The sequence below is a fragment of the Romboutsia lituseburensis DSM 797 genome (genome assembly GCF_900103615.1).
In the GTDB taxonomy this organism is placed as follows: domain Bacteria; phylum Bacillota; class Clostridia; order Peptostreptococcales; family Peptostreptococcaceae; genus Romboutsia_F; species Romboutsia_F lituseburensis.
In genome coordinates this window covers 1-17,366 of the sequence record NZ_FNGW01000006.1, presented here as the reverse complement: position 1 = coordinate 17,366, position 17,366 = coordinate 1, and the positions used below count along the sequence as shown (strand labels likewise).

The 17,366-nt window shown below is 28.2% G+C and carries 13 protein-coding genes, 1 rRNA gene and 1 riboswitch; of the genes, 2 read left to right on the top strand and 12 right to left on the bottom strand.

Translation table 11 applies throughout. The features are described 5' to 3' along the window. Window positions 1–181 precede the first annotated feature (181 nt). Window positions 182–517: a hypothetical protein gene (locus BLP75_RS12270; RefSeq protein WP_092726483.1), complete on the top strand. Its 336-nt coding sequence runs from the start codon at window positions 182–184 to the stop codon at window positions 515–517. A gap of 150 nt (window positions 518–667) precedes the next feature. On the opposite strand, the gene adhE is transcribed toward BLP75_RS12270, so the two are convergent. Beyond that, window positions 668–3,313, bottom strand: coding sequence for a bifunctional acetaldehyde-CoA/alcohol dehydrogenase (gene adhE / locus BLP75_RS12265; RefSeq protein ID WP_092726481.1), 2,646 nt, complete (start codon window positions 3,311–3,313; stop codon window positions 668–670). 421 nt (window positions 3,314–3,734) lie between these two features. Next, the gene (locus BLP75_RS12260; protein ID WP_092726480.1) at window positions 3,735–4,331 is read right to left on the bottom strand and encodes a DUF4230 domain-containing protein; all 597 of its coding nucleotides are present in this window, start codon (window positions 4,329–4,331) and stop codon (window positions 3,735–3,737) included. A gap of 172 nt (window positions 4,332–4,503) precedes the next feature. Between BLP75_RS12260 and BLP75_RS12255 the strand changes: the two genes are divergently transcribed. Then, window positions 4,504–6,099: a putative manganese-dependent inorganic diphosphatase gene (locus tag BLP75_RS12255; protein WP_092726478.1), complete on the top strand. Its 1,596-nt coding sequence runs from the start codon at window positions 4,504–4,506 to the stop codon at window positions 6,097–6,099. 109 nt (window positions 6,100–6,208) lie between these two features. Here the strand turns inward: BLP75_RS12255 and BLP75_RS12250 are convergent, their stop codons facing one another. The 10 genes from BLP75_RS12250 to rrf all read right to left on the bottom strand — a co-directional run bounded on the left by BLP75_RS12250 (window position 6,209) and on the right by rrf (window position 17,345). Continuing rightward, window positions 6,209–6,733: a peptidylprolyl isomerase gene (locus tag BLP75_RS12250; RefSeq protein ID WP_092726477.1), complete on the bottom strand. Its 525-nt coding sequence runs from the start codon at window positions 6,731–6,733 to the stop codon at window positions 6,209–6,211. Between the two features lie 156 nt (window positions 6,734–6,889). After that, window positions 6,890–7,480, bottom strand: a complete 591-nt coding sequence (locus tag BLP75_RS12245) for an AAA family ATPase (protein WP_092726475.1) — start codon at window positions 7,478–7,480, stop codon at window positions 6,890–6,892. A gap of 155 nt (window positions 7,481–7,635) precedes the next feature. Beyond that, a complete protein-coding gene (locus tag BLP75_RS12240; protein ID WP_092726473.1) occupies window positions 7,636–8,388 on the bottom strand; it encodes a patatin-like phospholipase family protein in 753 nt (250 codons plus the stop codon). 18 nt (window positions 8,389–8,406) lie between these two features. Continuing rightward, entirely contained in the window at window positions 8,407–9,705 is a 1,299-nt protein-coding gene (locus BLP75_RS12235; RefSeq protein ID WP_092726471.1) for a M18 family aminopeptidase, read from the bottom strand. A 110-nt stretch (window positions 9,706–9,815) separates the two neighbouring features. Then, complete coding sequence (locus BLP75_RS12230; RefSeq protein WP_092726469.1) at window positions 9,816–12,050, bottom strand: DUF3553 domain-containing protein; 2,235 nt, start codon at window positions 12,048–12,050, stop codon at window positions 9,816–9,818. Between the two features lie 314 nt (window positions 12,051–12,364). Next, the gene (locus tag BLP75_RS12225; protein ID WP_092726468.1) at window positions 12,365–13,183 is read right to left on the bottom strand and encodes an energy-coupling factor ABC transporter ATP-binding protein; all 819 of its coding nucleotides are present in this window, start codon (window positions 13,181–13,183) and stop codon (window positions 12,365–12,367) included. Beyond that, window positions 13,176–13,874: a cobalt ECF transporter T component CbiQ gene (gene cbiQ, locus BLP75_RS12220; RefSeq protein ID WP_092726466.1), complete on the bottom strand. Its 699-nt coding sequence runs from the start codon at window positions 13,872–13,874 to the stop codon at window positions 13,176–13,178. The genes BLP75_RS12225 and cbiQ overlap by 8 nt, the downstream gene beginning before the upstream one ends. Before the next feature lie 110 nt (window positions 13,875–13,984). Beyond that, a riboswitch (cobalamin riboswitch) is annotated at window positions 13,985–14,168 on the bottom strand. 134 nt (window positions 14,169–14,302) lie between these two features. Beyond that, the gene (locus BLP75_RS12215) at window positions 14,303–16,078 is read right to left on the bottom strand and encodes a cobaltochelatase CobT-related protein (RefSeq protein ID WP_092726463.1); all 1,776 of its coding nucleotides are present in this window, start codon (window positions 16,076–16,078) and stop codon (window positions 14,303–14,305) included. Between the two features lie 71 nt (window positions 16,079–16,149). Continuing rightward, the gene (locus tag BLP75_RS12210; RefSeq protein ID WP_092726462.1) at window positions 16,150–17,103 is read right to left on the bottom strand and encodes an AAA family ATPase; all 954 of its coding nucleotides are present in this window, start codon (window positions 17,101–17,103) and stop codon (window positions 16,150–16,152) included. Between the two features lie 125 nt (window positions 17,104–17,228). Continuing rightward, window positions 17,229–17,345, bottom strand: a 5S ribosomal RNA gene (rrf, locus tag BLP75_RS12205). Window positions 17,346–17,366: the final 21 nt, after the last annotated feature.

Here is a 17,366-nt window from a genome sequence, read left to right as displayed (position 1 = left end):
TAATGTATAAACTAAATATATCTGTCCATACTAGTAATATAAAATTAAATATTTAACTCAATCTCCCCCAATTTTGAGCTTTCGTTCCCCCAACGAAAGCTCTTTTATTTATTAAAACTAGTTAATAATTAATTTATAAGATATAATGTTTCTAATATGAATTTAGAAATGAGGTATAAACATGATAACTGTCGGAAACTTAAACTTAGATACAGACTTTGAATATAGAGTTATAAGAGAAGAAGATAATGATATAGATTTATTTGTAGATTTGAATTACCGTAGCCTAGATATAGATAATAATGGATCCGATTTATTTGGTTCTAGAATTCAATTTCCTTTTGTAAGGTCTATAATACTTAGACTAAATAAAAATACTCATGATATGACTGTTCATCTTATGAGGGATATAGATCTATTCTCTGCTTTTGCTAATTTTGAAGTAAATTATGAAGGTTCTGTTATTAATATAAAAAATAATTTTGAAAAAGTATCTATGTTTAAATCTAATATATAGATACTTTATTATAACCACAAAAAGGGGGCCTTAATAGGCCCCTCTTATTGTGTTATGTTTATTTAGTTACATTGTATTACGTTTTAATTGCATAGTCAATGTAATTTTTCTGAATTTTTATAAAATTAATTTATTTCTTTCTGTATCTGATTATTTTTTTTCATTTAGCTTTGCTTTACTTGATGGATATATTGTTTTATATATATCAACTAACTCAGTTACTAATGGTAATCTTGGGTTAGCTGGAGTACATTGATCATCAAATGCATCTAAAGCTAATTTTTCTATTGCATCAAGATATGCTTTTTCTTCTATTCCACATTCTTGGATAGACATTGGCATATTTACTTCTTTCATTAAGTTTCTAACAGCTTCTACTAAGCTCTTAACACCTTCTTCTGTAGTGTTAGCTTTTAATCCTAACATCTTAGCTATTTCTGCATATTTCTTATCTGCTACGAATGACTTATATCTAGGGAATGCAGCAAACTTAGTTGGCATAGCTGCATTGTATTCTATTACATGTGGTAATAATATAGCATTTGCTCTACCATGTGGTATATGGAATTCTGATCCTAACTTATGAGCTAATGAGTGGTTTACTCCTAAGAAAGCATTTGCAAACGCCATACCTGCCATACAAGATGCATTGTGCATTTTTTCTCTAGCTTCTTTACCTTCTGCAGTATTAGCTCCTTTATATGATTTTGGTAAGTAATCAAATACCATTTGTATAGCTTTCATAGCTAAAGCATCTGTATAATCAGTTGCCATTATAGATACATAAGCTTCTATAGCATGAGTTAATACGTCTAAACCTGTATCTGCAGTAACAGCTGCTGGTACTGACATTACGAAAGCAGGGTCTATTATAGCTACATCTGGAGTTAACTCATAATCAGCTAAAGGATACTTAACATTGTTTACTTTATCAGTTATAACTGCGAAAGAAGTTACTTCTGAACCAGTTCCTGAAGTAGTTGGTATAGCTACCATTTTAGCTTGTCTTCCTAATTTAGGGAACTTGTATATTCTCTTTCTTATATCCATGAACTTAAGTCTTAAATCTTCAAAGTCTGCTTCTGGGTTTTCGTAGAATAACCACATACCTTTAGCAGCATCCATTGCAGATCCTCCACCTAAAGCTATTATTGTATCTGGCTTGAACTTTCTCATTGCTTCAGCACCATTTAATACTGTATCTACAGATGGATCTGGTTCTACATCAGCAAATACTTCTATCATAACTGGATTTCTTCTTTTTCTTAAGTTGTATTCTAATTTATCAACATATCCTAATTGAACCATCATTCTATCAGTAACTATCATTACTCTTTCAACATTTGGTAATTTTTCTAGATATTGTATTGAACCAACTTCATGATATATTCTTTCAGGAACCTTGAACCATTGCATATTTACTCTCCTCTTAGTAACTTTCTTAACGTTTATTAAGTTTACAGCAGATACATTGTCTGTTGTAGAGTTATTACCCATTGATCCACATCCTAAAGTTAATGATGGAGTATTTACATTGTATATATCTCCTATAGCTCCGTGAGTAGATGGTGCATTTACTAATAATCTTCCTGTTCTTACTCTATTTCCAAACTCTAATATTACATCATCATTATTTGAATGTATAACTGCTGAATGTCCTAATCCTCCGAATTCAGTCATATCCACACATCTTTGTATTCCTTCTTTAGCATCTTTAGCTTTTATACAAGCTAATACTGGACTTAATTTTTCTTTTGATAATGGATGATCCATTCCTACTCCACCTATTTCAGCTACTAACATTTTAGCGTCTTTAGGTACTTCAAATCCTGCCATTTTAGCTATTGTGTATGGACTTTGTCCAACTATATTAGGGTTTAATGATTTTGTTTCTGGATTTATAACAGTTTTTTCTAATAATTCTTTTTCTTTTGCATTTACAAAGTAGCAGTTATAAGATTTCATTAATCCTACTACTTCATCATATATACATTCTTCTACTATAACAGCTTGCTCAGATGCACATATCATACCGTTATCAAATGTTTTAGATAATATTAAATCATTTACTGCTTGTTTAACATCTGCACTCTTTTCTATGAAACAAGGTACGTTTCCTGCTCCAACTCCTAGTGCTGGTTTTCCTGAAGAGTAAGCTGACTTAACCATTCCAGGTCCTCCAGTTGCTAGTATTAAAGATACTCCATTGTGCTTCATTAATGCACTTGATGCTTCTAATGATGGAACTTCTATCCATTGTACACAATTTTCTGGTGCTCCAGCTTCTATAGCTGCATCTCTTAATATTCTAGCTGCTTCTGATGAACATTTTTGAGCTGATGGATGGAAACTGAATATTATTGGATTTCTACCCTTCATAGATATTAATGTTTTGAACATTGTAGTTGAAGTTGGATTTGTAACAGGAGTAACCCCAGCTACTACACCTATTGGTTCTGCAACCATCATGTATCCTTCTTCTTCATTTTCTTCTATTACCCCAACCGTTTTCTTATACTTTATACTATTATAAACGTATTCTGTTGCGAATATGTTTTTAGTTACTTTATCTTCAAATATACCTCTTTGAGTTTCTTCAACTGCCATTTGAGCAAGTTCTATATGCTTATCTAGACCTGCCTTAGCCATAGCTGCTACTATTTTATCAACTGCTTCTTGGTCTAACTTTAACATAGCTTCTTTTGCTACATTAGCTTTTTCTACTAAATCGTTTATCATGTTTTCTACACTGAATTCTTGTTTTACTTCTTTAGCTTTTTTAACTTCTTTACTCATACTGTTGGTCCTCCCAAATGATAATTTATATTAAACTGCGTTAGTTATTTAACAAACTTGCTATATTTAGATAATACATTAACACCCTAAATGTGTCAATATTTTTTGTTATTTTTTTATCTTTTTAAATTATTGAAAACGTTTTTATTTTAATTTACTAGTAAATTGCTTCTTTTTCTAACCTTTTAATATGCTTTTAAATACTGTTTTTATAAATATTTTATTTTTGTTAAGTATTAGTTAAATTTTAATCAATGTATTTGTTATTATTTTTTCATAAAATTTTTATATCACTTCTATTATCTATATAGCTACAAGAAATTATTCTTAATTTACTATTAATATATATTTTCAAATTTATATAAAAAAAGATAGAATTTTAAATTTAAATCCTATCTTTTTCATACTCACTTTTAATATTTTATTTAAACTCTACTACGACATTTTTATAGCCTATATTTTTAAGCATATTTTGTATGCTAGTTTTTGTGCTCCTTTTAATCTCTTCCATTAAACCTTCCTTTAATGCTTTTTCTTCATATTCTTTTTTATACTTATTTATATCATCTAATACTTCTTGAATTTCTAACTTATTAAACAGAGAACTTTTAACATCATATACATATATATTATCACTATCTATATAATGATCTAATATCTCACACTTATCTATTTGTATTTGTATAGACTCTCCATTGTTTTTTACTATCTTTATATCTTCTGGTTTTACCCCTCCATTAATTATTCCATTGTATTTTATTATAAATGATTTTTCTGTAAATGGTATTTTCATCTCATTTATACTTTTATCCTTTTTAACAGTTATTACATTAGTATACTTATACTTTACTGTACTTAAATCTAACACTTGGCTTATGGTATTCATAACTCTATCAGTATCTTTATATATATTTTGATTACTTTTAAATTTATGTATAAAATACGAACCTGTTATTACCAGTATTAAAATGGGTAATAATATAAGTACTTTCTCAACTTTTTTCGATTTTCGCAACACATCGTTTCCTCCTTTTGATATAATATTTTTGTTATTAACAAATATATTTATAAAGGCTACAAAAATATTACATATTAAAATTTTATTAATTAATATTTTGTTAATTTAAATTATATATTTTTAGCATATTATCAAATCGTATATATGTTACGGTATGAAAGGAGTATTTAATATGACATTATCAGTTTTCGGACATAAGAATCCAGATACAGATTCTATATGTTCTTCAATTTCATTAGCTCACTTAAAAAATGAATTAGGTGAAAAAGCTATACCTTACGCTCTAGGAGAGGTAAGAAAAGAAGCTTTATATGCTTTAGATTACTTTAAAGTAGAAGCTCCTCAAATTTTAAAAAATGTAAAAATAGAAGTTAAAGATTTAAGCTATGATAAAGTGGAAGCTTTATCATTATCATCATCTATATTAGAAGCTTACAATCTTATGGAAAGTACTCAAGTTAAAACTTTACCTATAGTATCTAATGACGGCGAGTTTATAGGATTAGTTACTATGCAAGAGATAGCTAAGAGTTTACTTCACCAACATTTCAATACTATACATACATCTTTATCTAATATATGCAAGAATCTTGATGGTTCAGTACTTGTAAATTGTAACGAAGATGTAAAAGGTAGAGTAGTTACTTTATCTTTTGGTATGGACAGTGTTATGGACATATTAAAAGAAGGAGATATAGCTATAGTAGGAGATAGATACGATATAATAGAATATGCTATAGATGCTAAAGTAAAACTTTTAGTTTTAGCTGGTTCAACTACTATATCTGATGATTTATTAAGCTTAGCTAAGCAAAACGGAGTTTCTGTTGTCTCTGTAAAATCTGATACATACAAAACATCTAATGTAATAAATCAATGTAACTTCTTAAGCGATATTGTTTTAACTGAGAATTTAGTTATTTTCAATGAAAATGATTATGCAGATGATATAAAAAATACAATGTTAAATACAAACTTTAGAGCTTATCCTGTTGTTAACAATGACAAAAAATTCTTAGGGCTAGTATCTAGAAAACATCTTCTAAATCCAACTAAGAAAAATGTTGTATTAGTTGACCATAATGAATATGCTCAAAGTGCAGATGGTATAGAGCAAGCTAACATAGTTGAAATAGTTGATCATCATAAAATAGGAGGAATAGCTACTGATGTACCTATGTCATTCAGAGTTATGCCTGTTGGATGTACTTGTACTATAGTTTATCAAATGTACAAAGAAAATAATGTTGAGGTACCTAAACATATAGCTGGTCTTTTATTATCTGCTATATTATCAGATACTTTATTATTCAAATCTCCAACTACTACAGATATGGATAAAAAAGCGTGCGAAGAATTAAGTAAAATAGCTGATGTAGATATGGAAAGTTATGCTATGGAAATGTTCAAAGCAGGAACTTCATTAGATGAATATAGCATAGAAGAAATAGTAAACATGGACTTTAAAGAGTTTAGTATGAGCGGAAAAAGAGTTGGTATAGGTCAAGTATTCACTTTAGATATAGATTCTATATTTGCTAAAAAAGATGAATTCTTATCTTATATAAACTCTACTGATTATGATATGTTAGTTTTAGCTATAACTGATATAATAAAAGAAGGTTCTTACTTAATATACAAAGCTAACGATAGCGTAATAGCTGAAGCCTTTAATGTAGATGCTAATCAAGGAGTATTTGCTGAAGGTGTTGTTTCTAGAAAGAAACAATTAGTTCCTAACTTAACTAGCGCTGTAAATAATATGTAATTATATACATTTCAATTAAGGTACTGACAATGTCAGTGCCTTTTTATTTTTATTAAAATAAAAACACCCTACAAATTTGAGGGTGTTATAGAAATACATTTTCCAATTATTACATTTTTTCTACGTCAGAGTAATCTTGACCAAATGTCTCAACTGTTACAGACTTCATAACTTGTGGAGTTTTAGGTCTATCAGCTCTATCTGTAGCTGTTGTAGCTATTTCATTTACAACATCCATACCTTCTATTACTCTACCAAATCCAGCATATTGTCCATCTAAATGTGGAGAGTTTTTATGCATTATAAAGAATTGAGAACCAGCTGAGTTTGGTGCCATAGTTCTAGCCATTGATAATACTCCTGGCTCATGCTTTAAGTTATTAGTAAATCCATTACCTCTAAATTCTCCTTTTATAGCATGTCCTGGTCCACCCATACCATTTCCATCTGGGCATCCACCTTGTATCATAAATCCTTCTATTACTCTGTGGAATCCTACTCCATTATAGAATCCTTGGTTAATTAATGTTACAAAGTTCTTTACTGTATTAGGAGATATATGTGGATATAACTCTGCTACTATTTTCTTTCCATTTTCCATTTCTATAGTTACTATTGGGTTTTTATTTTCCATGTTCATCTTCCTTTCATTATTAAAACTTTTATATGTAATCTTACTCTATTATTATATACTAACTTCTAGAAAAATCTCACTAAAATTTAAATTAATAATATTATATTTAGTATTACATTTTTATAGAAAGTAAAAAGCTACTAAATTAATAGTAGCTTATTTTTCTTCATTTAATTGTGGCGTTTCTTGATAATCAATATTTAATAACTCTAATATTTGCTTAGCTCTTTCTTTAGTAGAACCTTTAACTTCTACAAAGTTAACATTTTCCGCTTTTAAGAAACTTAATATAGCATCGTCTATTTGAATAGCTATATCTTCATCTTGCCATCTAACTCCATCTTGTACATATCCAAATTCTCTTGGAACATATACTACCATATCGTAATTTTGCATATCTTCTATTGCTAGGCAATATAAATCTTTAAGTATTTGTATTTCTTTTTTAGATCTATCTCTGTTACCTAACATAAATCTTCCGTATATGTAAGGTACAAAAGTAGCATAATCTGTAAGGGCATAATCAAATGTAGATAATTCATCTTCTATTTTCTTTTGACCTAAGTAGATTCCATACTGCTCTGCTATAGTCTCTATCATACCTTTATCTTTTAAATATTCTGTTGAATACTCTAAAGCATAACCTACATCTAATCCTGCTATTTTCATCTCAACATATAAATGTTGTATTAATGTAGTTTTACCACATCTAGGACCACCTAAAACTGCTATTCTCTTAGTTGCCATATTTATATCAACTCCATATATTTTTTTCTAATTTAAAGAACCTTTATATTATACTAACATTTAGCAGTTTATTCAATAAAATTCGCTACAATTCTATTTATTTACATAAAAGCGTTCATATTTTTACACTTATATAAAACAATAATATCTTAGGCTTATATATTTAGTTTTACGTTTTTTCCTATTTCATATCCCTTATTATACATTTGTGTACAGAAATTTTTTTCAAATTTTAACGTATCTCCTTTTTCAAAAGCAGTTTCAGGTCTTATTATAATTATATTATCTGCATTGTACTCATTTTTTATTTCATCGGGTAAAACATAGTCATGTGCTGTGGATATAACTATAATTTTATCCACAGTTTTTTCTAATAATGGTTCTATTAAAGTATTATTTAATAATCCTCCATCAAGCTTAAACCCATCATATAATCCTTCACTTACATCTTTTACAAATTGTTGTTTTAAAGGTAAATTTGCTTTTGGATTACAAGGTAATAAAGAGCTGTATTTTACTGCACTTAAGCTTTCTTTTTCTCCTAGTATTTTTACATTCTCTACCTTTTCCCTAACATTTTTATTATAAATCTCTATATAGTTCACATAAAAATCCATTTCCTGTTTATTTTCGGTATCAAGTGCCTTAAGGGTATCGATAACATACGAATTATCCACAGTGTTATCCACTATTCTAATATCGTTTTCAGGATTTGTTTCAATACTTGTCCACATTTTTTCTAAGTTTTCAACATTTCCTGTGAATATGTAATATCCATTTATTGCACCTATAGATGTTCCTGATATAGCATCAAATTTATTTATTCCTCTATCATAAAGTGCTTTTATTACACCTGCTTGATATGATCCCTTAGCTCCTCCACCAGAGAGACATAGCCCTATTCTCATGGTATTTCATCTCCTTACTTATATCTCATAGAATTTATTAAATGTCTTATATATATTGTAATGATCTTCTACATTTCCTAACTCTCTTATAGAGTGCATTGCAAGTATAGGACTACCAACATCCACTGACGGTATGTCTAAGTGCGTAGATGATATAGGTCCTATAGTACTTCCACCTCTTTCATCTGATCTATTTACAAATTCTTGATAATTAACTCCAGCTTCTTTGCATATAGATTTGTATACAGATATAGATTGAGCATCACTTGTGTACGCTTGATTAGCATTTATTTTTATAACAGGACCTTTGCCCATAACTGGTCTACTTGTTGGATCATGCTTATCTACCATATTAGGATGAACTGCATGTGCTAAATCTGCTGATATTATAAATGATGAATATATTGCACTAAAGAATTCTTCTCTTGATTTTTGTAAAGATAGGCATATTCTTTCTAGTATATTTATTAACATATTTGAATCCGCACCTTGCTTAGTAGAACTTCCTACTTCTTCATTATCAAATACAGCAACTACATTTACACCCTTACTTCCATTTGCATCTATAAGTGCATGTAAACTTGAGTGTGCCATAGATAAGTTGTCTAATCTTCCTGTTGATATAAACTCTTCATTAGGACCTATTAAGCTTCCTTTTTCAAATTCATATAAAAATAAATCAAAATCAATGATTTCTTCTAACTCTACATCTAATTCTTTAGCTAGTTGCTTCAATAAAAAATTATCTTTTTCTAAATTTTCATTTATTAAACCTACTAGCGGTAACATGTCTTTTTGTTTATTTAATGCATATCCTTCATTTACTGTTCTATTCATATGTATAGCTACATTTGGTATTATACATATTGGCTTTTTAATGTTAACCATCTTTTCAACAGGTCTTAATGCATTTTCACCTTTTAAAACAACTCTTCCTGCTATAGCTAATGGTCTATCTAACCAAGTATTTAGTATTGGTCCACCATAGCATTCTGTATTTAATTTTAAATATGTACCTTCTACTACCATTTCTGCTTTAGGTTTAATTCTAAATGTTGGAGAATCAGAATGAGAACCTACTATTCTAAAACCTTCTTTTTCTACATCTTGTGAATTAACTGTAAAAGCTACTAATGCAGATGAATTTTTAGTCACATAATATCTTCCATTTACTTCAACATTCCACTTTTCATTTAATATTAACTCTCTAAATCCATTTTCTTGTAACAACTTTTTAGATGTTTCTACAGCTTGAAAAGCCGTAGGACTTTCATATATAAAGTCTACTAAATCTTGCGCAAATTTCTTTTGTTCCATTGGTATAGCCTCCCTGATTAACAAAATTTATTTAAATAACTGTGCATAATTATGTTTTATTAACATAGCTTATGCACAGTTTATTTTTAACAAGTTATTTAATTTATTTTTTATAATACATCTAGTGTTGTATATTCCTTGTTTATCTTCTTAATTCCTTGTTTTTCAAATGCTATAGTTACATCAGATCCCATCATACCCACAACAGTACCTACTCCAAATTTAGGATGATGTACTTTTGCACCAGGCTTTATATCGTCTAAGTTCGACTCTTTAGTTGTGTCTTTAATTGTAGCATTAACTTTTGTTGCAACAGCTGACTTATTAACATTTGTCATATATTTTTGCTTATACTTATCTAATACATTATAATTTGCCTTTGAGTATGAAGTAATTTGCTTTTCTTCTTTGTTTAGCTTTTCTATACACTCTTTAGGTAATTCTTCCATAAATCTAGATGCAATTGATGGATTTGTTTTTCCATATAAAGTTCTTTTTTGAGTTAATGTCATATATAATGTTTCTTTTGCTCTTGTTATACCAACATAACAAAGTCTTCTCTCTTCTTCTATATCTGACTCTGCCATAGACCTTACAGCTCTTGATATAGGGAATAGACCTTCTTCCATTCCTATTAAGAATACAACAGGGAATTCTAATCCTTTTGATGTATGAATAGTCATAAGAGATACTTTATCAATTTCTTCTTCTTCATTACTTTCAGATGTAAGTGCAACACCTGTTAAGAATTCTTCTAGACTCTGATCTTCACTACTTTGCTCAAATTCTATTGCTATAGATATAAATTCTTTTAAGTTATCTTTTCTATCTTTAGCTTCTTCTGTATCTCCTTTATATAAATCATCTATATATTCATAGTAATCTGTTGTTTCTAATACTTTTTCTATTAATTTACTTACAGGATAAACTTCCTTTATAGTTCTTAGCGTACCTATTGTATCTACAAATGCACTTATACTATTTCTTGCTTTAGTAGATATGTCTGAATTTGACTCTATATCTATAAGAACTGAATACATACTTTCTTGCTTTAAACTAGCTCTATCTTCTATTTTTTCTATCGTTCTAAGCCCTATACCTCTTCTAGGTACATTTATAATCCTTTTGATTGATATATCATCTTGAGGGTTTTGTATAACTCTTAAATATGCAATTAAGTCCTTTATTTCTTTTCTTTCATAGAATTTAGTTCCTCCATATATGTTATATGGTATTTGGCTTCTATTTAAAGCATCTTCAACTGGACGTGCTTGAGCATTAGCTCTGTATAAAACAGCAAAATCTTTGTAAGATCTATTTTGTTCCCTTGCTATTTTAGCTATCATATCAGATACAAAGTCAGATTCTTCAACTTCATTTTCTGCTACTTGAATTTTTATTAATTCGCCTTCTTTTTTTTCACTCCAAAGTTTTTTTCTTTTTCTTTCTATATTATTAGAGATTACTGTATTTGCTGCATCTAGTATTATTTGAGTTGATCTATAATTTTGCTCTAATTTAACTACATGAACATCATCATAATCCTTTTCAAACTCTAGTATATTCCTTATATCAGCACCTCTCCATCCATATATACTTTGGTCATCATCTCCAACAACACATATATTTTGATGTTCCTTTGCTAACATTTTTATTAATTCATATTGAGCTTTACTTGTATCTTGATACTCATCTACCATGATATATTTAAATCTACTTCTGTAGAATTCTAATACTTCACTATCAGTTCTTAATAATTCTACTGTTTTGTAAATTAAATCATCAAAGTCTAGTGCACTATTTCTTTTTAAACGATCTTGATAAAGTGCATAAATATCTGCAATTTTGCTCATTCTAGCATCTGACATATGCATCTGTTTAAACTCTTTAGGGCTATGTAGCTTATCTTTAGCCCCTGATATAGTACTTATAACTACTTTAGGTTCAAATGCCTTATCACTTAGGTTTAGCTCTTTTAAACAGTCTTTAACTAATGTTACCTGGTCAGCACTATCGTATATTATAAAACTTCTATTATATCCAATTCTATTTATATCTTTTCTAAGTATACGTACACAACAAGAATGGAAAGTACTTATCCACATTTCCTTAGTATCTGAACCTAATGTTTCTTCTACTCTCTCCCTCATTTCATTGGCTGCTTTGTTTGTAAATGTTATAGCTAATATATTTGGGGCTTGTACACCTTTGTTCTCTATAAGGTGAGCAATTCTAGTTGTTAGAACTCTAGTCTTACCCGAACCTGCTCCAGCTAGTATAAGGACAGGGCCTTCTGTCTTTTCTACAGCTTCTCTCTGTGCAGGATTTAATGTATCTAAATTCATATGCTTCCTCCTGTTAACAGTTATATAACTCTATTTTAATCTAAAACTTATTTTTGTTCAAATTTAAAGAATATCAACACCTTGATTCTCTCCAATATATTAAACTTTAAATCTATATCTATAAATTTATGACTCCTTTAAGTATATAACTAATTCTTCATTAAAAAAAGCATAGGTTGATGAATTTATAATCTACCGTACTTTTTTATAGTTATAAAATAAAGAAAAAACCCTAGACGGCTTAAATCTAGGGTTTACTTTATAGAAAAGCATATTATTAAAATCTATTTATATTAAAATAGGTTTAGGGCAAATTAATGATTTGATATAAGCACAGAATCATTCCAATACTTATACAAATCTTCTTCACATTTAAATAAAGGTATATTCATATTTTTATGAAGTTTTACAAGCCAAGGAAGTTCTAATCCAGCTTCAATAACTTTATCTTCTTTTACAAATACTTCCTCGATACTTCCATCTTCTATCACTTCGCCTTTACTTAAAACATATGCATAATCGCATATTTCATATATTAAATTCATATCATGACTTGATATCACTATCTTAACACCTTTTTGTTTAAGGTTTTTTATAATATCTACTATTAATCTAGTACTTACTGGGTCTAAACCTGCTGTCGGCTCATCTAATAGGACTATTTCATTTTCCATTGCTATAACAGAAGCTATTGCTACCCTCTTTTTTTGGCCATAGCTTAAAAAATGTACTGGTTTATTTATAAAATCTATTCCATTAACAGCAACTAGTGCATCTCTAACTCTCATATTTATTGTTTCTTCATCTATTCCAATATTTCTTAAAGAAAATGCTATATCATCATATACTCTTGAATAAAATATTTGTTTTTCTGGATCCTGAAATACTATACCTACTTGTTTTCTTAAATTATATAAACCTTTTTTTGTATAGTTTATTTCTTGATCTTTGAATAAAATTTTTCCTGATGTAGGCTTAAGTATGCCCATTAAATTCATAAAAAATGTAGATTTGCCAGAACCATTTGATCCTATTATTCCTATCACATCACCTTTTGAAAAATCCATATTAACTTTTTTTAGTGCATGTGAGTTTTTTTCGTATTTGTAGTTTAAGTCATTTATTTTAAACATTTTCATCCCCTACTATGTGAAATTTGCTATCATATAATTTTATGTCTAAAGATATACACATTTCATCATACCTTTTCATCATCCTCTTAAATAACATATTTCCTAAAATTCCAATTGAATTATAAGATGTTTTTAAATTAATGTATCCAAATCTTAATTGTTGTGATTTTCTTATATCTGATACTTCTTCTAAAAATATAAATATAAATCTATATACTAACATAGATAGCTCTATTACTGTATCTGATATATGTAACTTTTTTAATAAAAATATTATCTGATTAAATGGTGTTGTTAATATAAAAAAGTATATACATGTTAAACAGGCAATAGCTCTAAATAATATATGTACAGATGTAATTATTGACTTATTTGATATGCCTATATTTAAAGACATTATATTAAGACTATAAATTAATCCTTTTGAATCAAATGATATATTTATAAGGTTTATTAGAACTCCCATTATTAAAAAATACATCGGTATTTTTACAAGCTTTAAGTAACTTTTTAAGTCTATTTTAGCTAAAAAAACTATAAGAGAACTCATAAAAGTTATAATACTAATCAAGCAAAAAATATTTTTAAATGCCATAGAAATTATTAAAAATATTAAGCCTATGCTTCCTTTTATCTTTGGATTTATTTCTGTTAAACTGTTTGTATATGCGTATTTATCTATTAAAAGCATACTTAATTCTCCTTACAATATAAAAAGCCTAACCAAAGGGTTAGACTTTCTTTTTCAATACTAATTTTATACACAAGTATTTTAAGAAACTTTCTCCCACCCCGAAGAAATTACTTTAATATTACTAGGCAGGTCTCCTGGCTTAGCTTCATCCTACTCTTTTACCTTCCCATGAATAATAAATCATAGTGGTTAAAATAAATTTCGTCAGCTTTACAGTAGCGGGGGCTGCAGAGGAATTACACCTCTTTCCCTATTAATCTTTTATCAAGAACCTAAAATATATATTTAATATTTATTTTACTAACTTTTGTAACATGATAAATTATACTCTAGATGTAAAAAAATTTTGATAAATTGCCTTACTTATATTGTATTCTACATAAATACTAATATTCCTTTTTTATTTTGAAAAAAATTTTTAAAATTTAATTTCTAATTATTTTTTTCAAATACATAGACACTATATCTGAAAATCTTTCTATATCTTTAGTATATACGAAGTCCCTACCATATATCAACCTTTGTGCTTCTAAATCATTTTCTTTTCCTGTAAATACTCCTAATACTAAAATATTTTGTTGCCTAGCTCTTCTTACTTCATTGGCAGTATCTTTTATTCCTATCATCCCTCTATATGACATTTCGCCTCTTATACTACGCTCTCTATCTTTTCCAATTTTTATATCATTGGGTTTTCCATCACTTAAAACTATCAATATTTTATTTTCTTCATTTCGATTTAATAAACCATCACAAGTTGATTTAATTGCTAGTCCATCTCTATTATTTCCTGCACAAAAATATTCAAATATATTTTCAATTTCTTCTATTTTATCTTCATAATCTTTAAATCTTTTTAATATAGTGTAATCCATAAAGCTAGAAAATCCCATAACTCTGTTAGGAATACCTACCATGGTTAGAGCATTAGCTATTATATATGCTTGTGTAGCAACATTTGCTTGATTCCTGCTCTGAGACCCACTTCCATCTAGTAATATGTCAATTACATATTTCCCCTTCTCATTTTCAATATCTTTATAAAATATTTTGTTATTACTACTTTTTGTAGCTCTCCATGCTCTATTTGCATGTATAGTCCCACAATCTGAATAAACTCTACTAGTTTCACTTTCCTCTATAAGAATTCTTGATAAGCTATCCTTTAATTTTATTATATTCCTTTTATGTATCTTAGCTTTATCTCTAAACTTACCTATATTATTTTCTTTTTGTCTTGTAACATATTTAATTTGAGCTACATTACTACATTCACTTCTCAATACTCCATCTGTAAAATGTATTCTACAACCTTCGTGTACATTTCTGCAATTTTTAGTTTCAATTTTTTTCAATTCATTTTTATTTAGATATGATTTTCCATAATAATGTTCCATTTTATTATAGATTTTATCTAATGTCTTTTCATCTACATATAAAACTCTTTCTTTAGCATTTTTAGAGATATCTATATCAATTTCTCCAACACTTTCAATTAACATAGATGAGGATATATTACTTATTTCACTTTCAATCATCTCATTCTGTTCATCTTCATAAAGCTCTTCATACATAAAATCTGAAAATGTATCAAAGTCTATATCTGTATCATTTTTATATTCTATAGAATTTTCTTTTATATCTTGAGATTTTATAACTTTTCCTTCAAAAAATTTAATGTAAATATTATCAATTTCTTTTAAAATTTCTATTATCGGTAAATTTATATCAATCTTCCTAATACAATTTAAAATTCTTCTACTTAGACCATCTACTGAAGGATGTTTACCCATATTTTCTAATACTATTACATATTTAATTTTTTGTATTACATCATCTTTATATATTTTTGTAAATCCATCTAGCATATCTTTATATGCTTTTTTTCTTATATCTTTTATTCCTGGTCTTTCTTGTATTACTCTATCTTCTACTATTATATTTAGAACTACTTGAACTAAACCTAATAGTATATTAGAATCATATCCTTGTTTTATCCTATTGTATAAATATTTTTTAACTATATTCCATTCTATATATTTATGTCTTGCACCTGTCATAATAGCAAAATATAACGCTACATCCTTTGATGTATAGTCTTGTTCTGATGCACTTATATCTTCATTATATTTACCTGAAATAGTCCAAGATAAATTATTTATTCTATTTTCAAATTCATAATTATTATATATCCATTTCATAATTTTCCCCTAATTATATAGTGTTTGTATACAAATAAAATCTATAGTTAATTTTGTAAAACATTAATAGCCTAAAAACTTGATTCTAATTGACCATTTAGACTATTATGTGGAAATACATCCTTAGATTCCCAAATACTTGGAATTCTTGTTTTTATAATATCCCCTACTATTTCCTTTTCATATTCATCAAAAGTCTTACCTGTTATACCCATATTTATTGCTAATTTAGGACTAAGACCTCTTTTTATTGTTTTTAATGAACCTATAAGCCCTCTTAAATCTATTGATTTACTTGAAATTTCTCCATTTTGTGATTTCAATTGCAAATCAAGGAATATTCCTGCAAACTGAAGTAACTTTTCTCTATCTGCATCAGGAAATTCATTATTCAATATAAGCATAAGTTTATCTTCTTCTATTGACGGTATATCAATAACCATAAACCTAGATACTAGTGCCTCATTTAATTCCTTTGTACCTGCATATTCATAGTTCATCGTTCCTATAAATCTAGTTGCCGGATGTAAATTTATTCGTTCATAACCAGGCACATCGATTATTCTCCTATGATCTAATGCAGAATGCAGTACTGCAATAGCATCATTTTTAGCCATATTTATTTCATCGAATATACCAAATCCACCATGAATTGCACATTCATATACAGATCCACGTCTTAACTTTACCTCATTATCTATAAAAGTATCTGTTCCTATTAATGTTGTACTATCTGTATTTATATGAAAAGAAGTATTCCACTGAGGTCTTCCAAATAGCTCAGATAAGTTATCTGCAAGTAGATTTTTACCTGTTGCCTTAGGGCCTGATAAAAGTATATTTTCACCTTCAAGTATAGCAGCTATGCACATATCCCATATTTCTCTCCCATAGAAATAGTTATTTGATTGTGATATTCTATGTTGAAGAGAATCTTCTAATTTATAATATTTTTTAAAGTACAAAGCATCTTCTATTAACTTTTTATTTACATTTTGTTGTTTTAAGTTCTCTATTATCCCCATTTTATGATCCCCTTTATTAGAAAGTCTATTTAGTTATAATTTTAGCATATATATTTAAATAAAAACAGAAAAAGCCTAGAAGCAACAATATGTGCTTCTAGGCTTTTATTAAAATAAAAAAGATTACGTGGCTACGTCTTACTCTCCCAGGGGGTCGCCCCCCAAGTACCATCAGCGCTAAAGAGCTTAACTTCTGTGTTCGGAATGGGAACAGGTGTATCCTCTTTGCTATAATAACCACATAATCTTTATTTTTAGAGTTA

Bases quoted from the DNA above. Each gene is read 5' to 3' on its own strand.
- BLP75_RS12270 (WP_092726483.1), top strand. From the start codon at position 182: ATGATAACTGTCGGAAACTTAAACTTAGATACAGACTTTGAATATAGA.
- BLP75_RS12210 (WP_092726462.1), bottom strand. From the start codon at position 17,103: ATGGGGATAATAGAGAACTTAAAACAACAAAATGTAAATAAAAAGTTA.
- BLP75_RS12230 (WP_092726469.1), bottom strand. From the start codon at position 12,050: ATGAATTTAGATACATTAAATCCTGCACAGAGAGAAGCTGTAGAAAAG.
- BLP75_RS12240 (WP_092726473.1), bottom strand. From the start codon at position 8,388: ATGAGAATAGGGCTATGTCTCTCTGGTGGAGGAGCTAAGGGATCATAT.
- BLP75_RS12245 (WP_092726475.1), bottom strand. From the start codon at position 7,480: ATGGCAACTAAGAGAATAGCAGTTTTAGGTGGTCCTAGATGTGGTAAA.
- BLP75_RS12255 (WP_092726478.1), top strand. From the start codon at position 4,504: ATGACATTATCAGTTTTCGGACATAAGAATCCAGATACAGATTCTATA.
- BLP75_RS12250 (WP_092726477.1), bottom strand. From the start codon at position 6,733: ATGGAAAATAAAAACCCAATAGTAACTATAGAAATGGAAAATGGAAAG.
- BLP75_RS12215 (WP_092726463.1), bottom strand. From the start codon at position 16,078: ATGAAATGGATATATAATAATTATGAATTTGAAAATAGAATAAATAAT.
- cbiQ (WP_092726466.1), bottom strand. From the start codon at position 13,874: ATGCTTTTAATAGATAAATACGCATATACAAACAGTTTAACAGAAATA.
- BLP75_RS12235 (WP_092726471.1), bottom strand. From the start codon at position 9,705: ATGGAACAAAAGAAATTTGCGCAAGATTTAGTAGACTTTATATATGAA.
- BLP75_RS12225 (WP_092726468.1), bottom strand. From the start codon at position 13,183: ATGTTTAAAATAAATGACTTAAACTACAAATACGAAAAAAACTCACAT.
- adhE (WP_092726481.1), bottom strand. From the start codon at position 3,313: ATGAGTAAAGAAGTTAAAAAAGCTAAAGAAGTAAAACAAGAATTCAGT.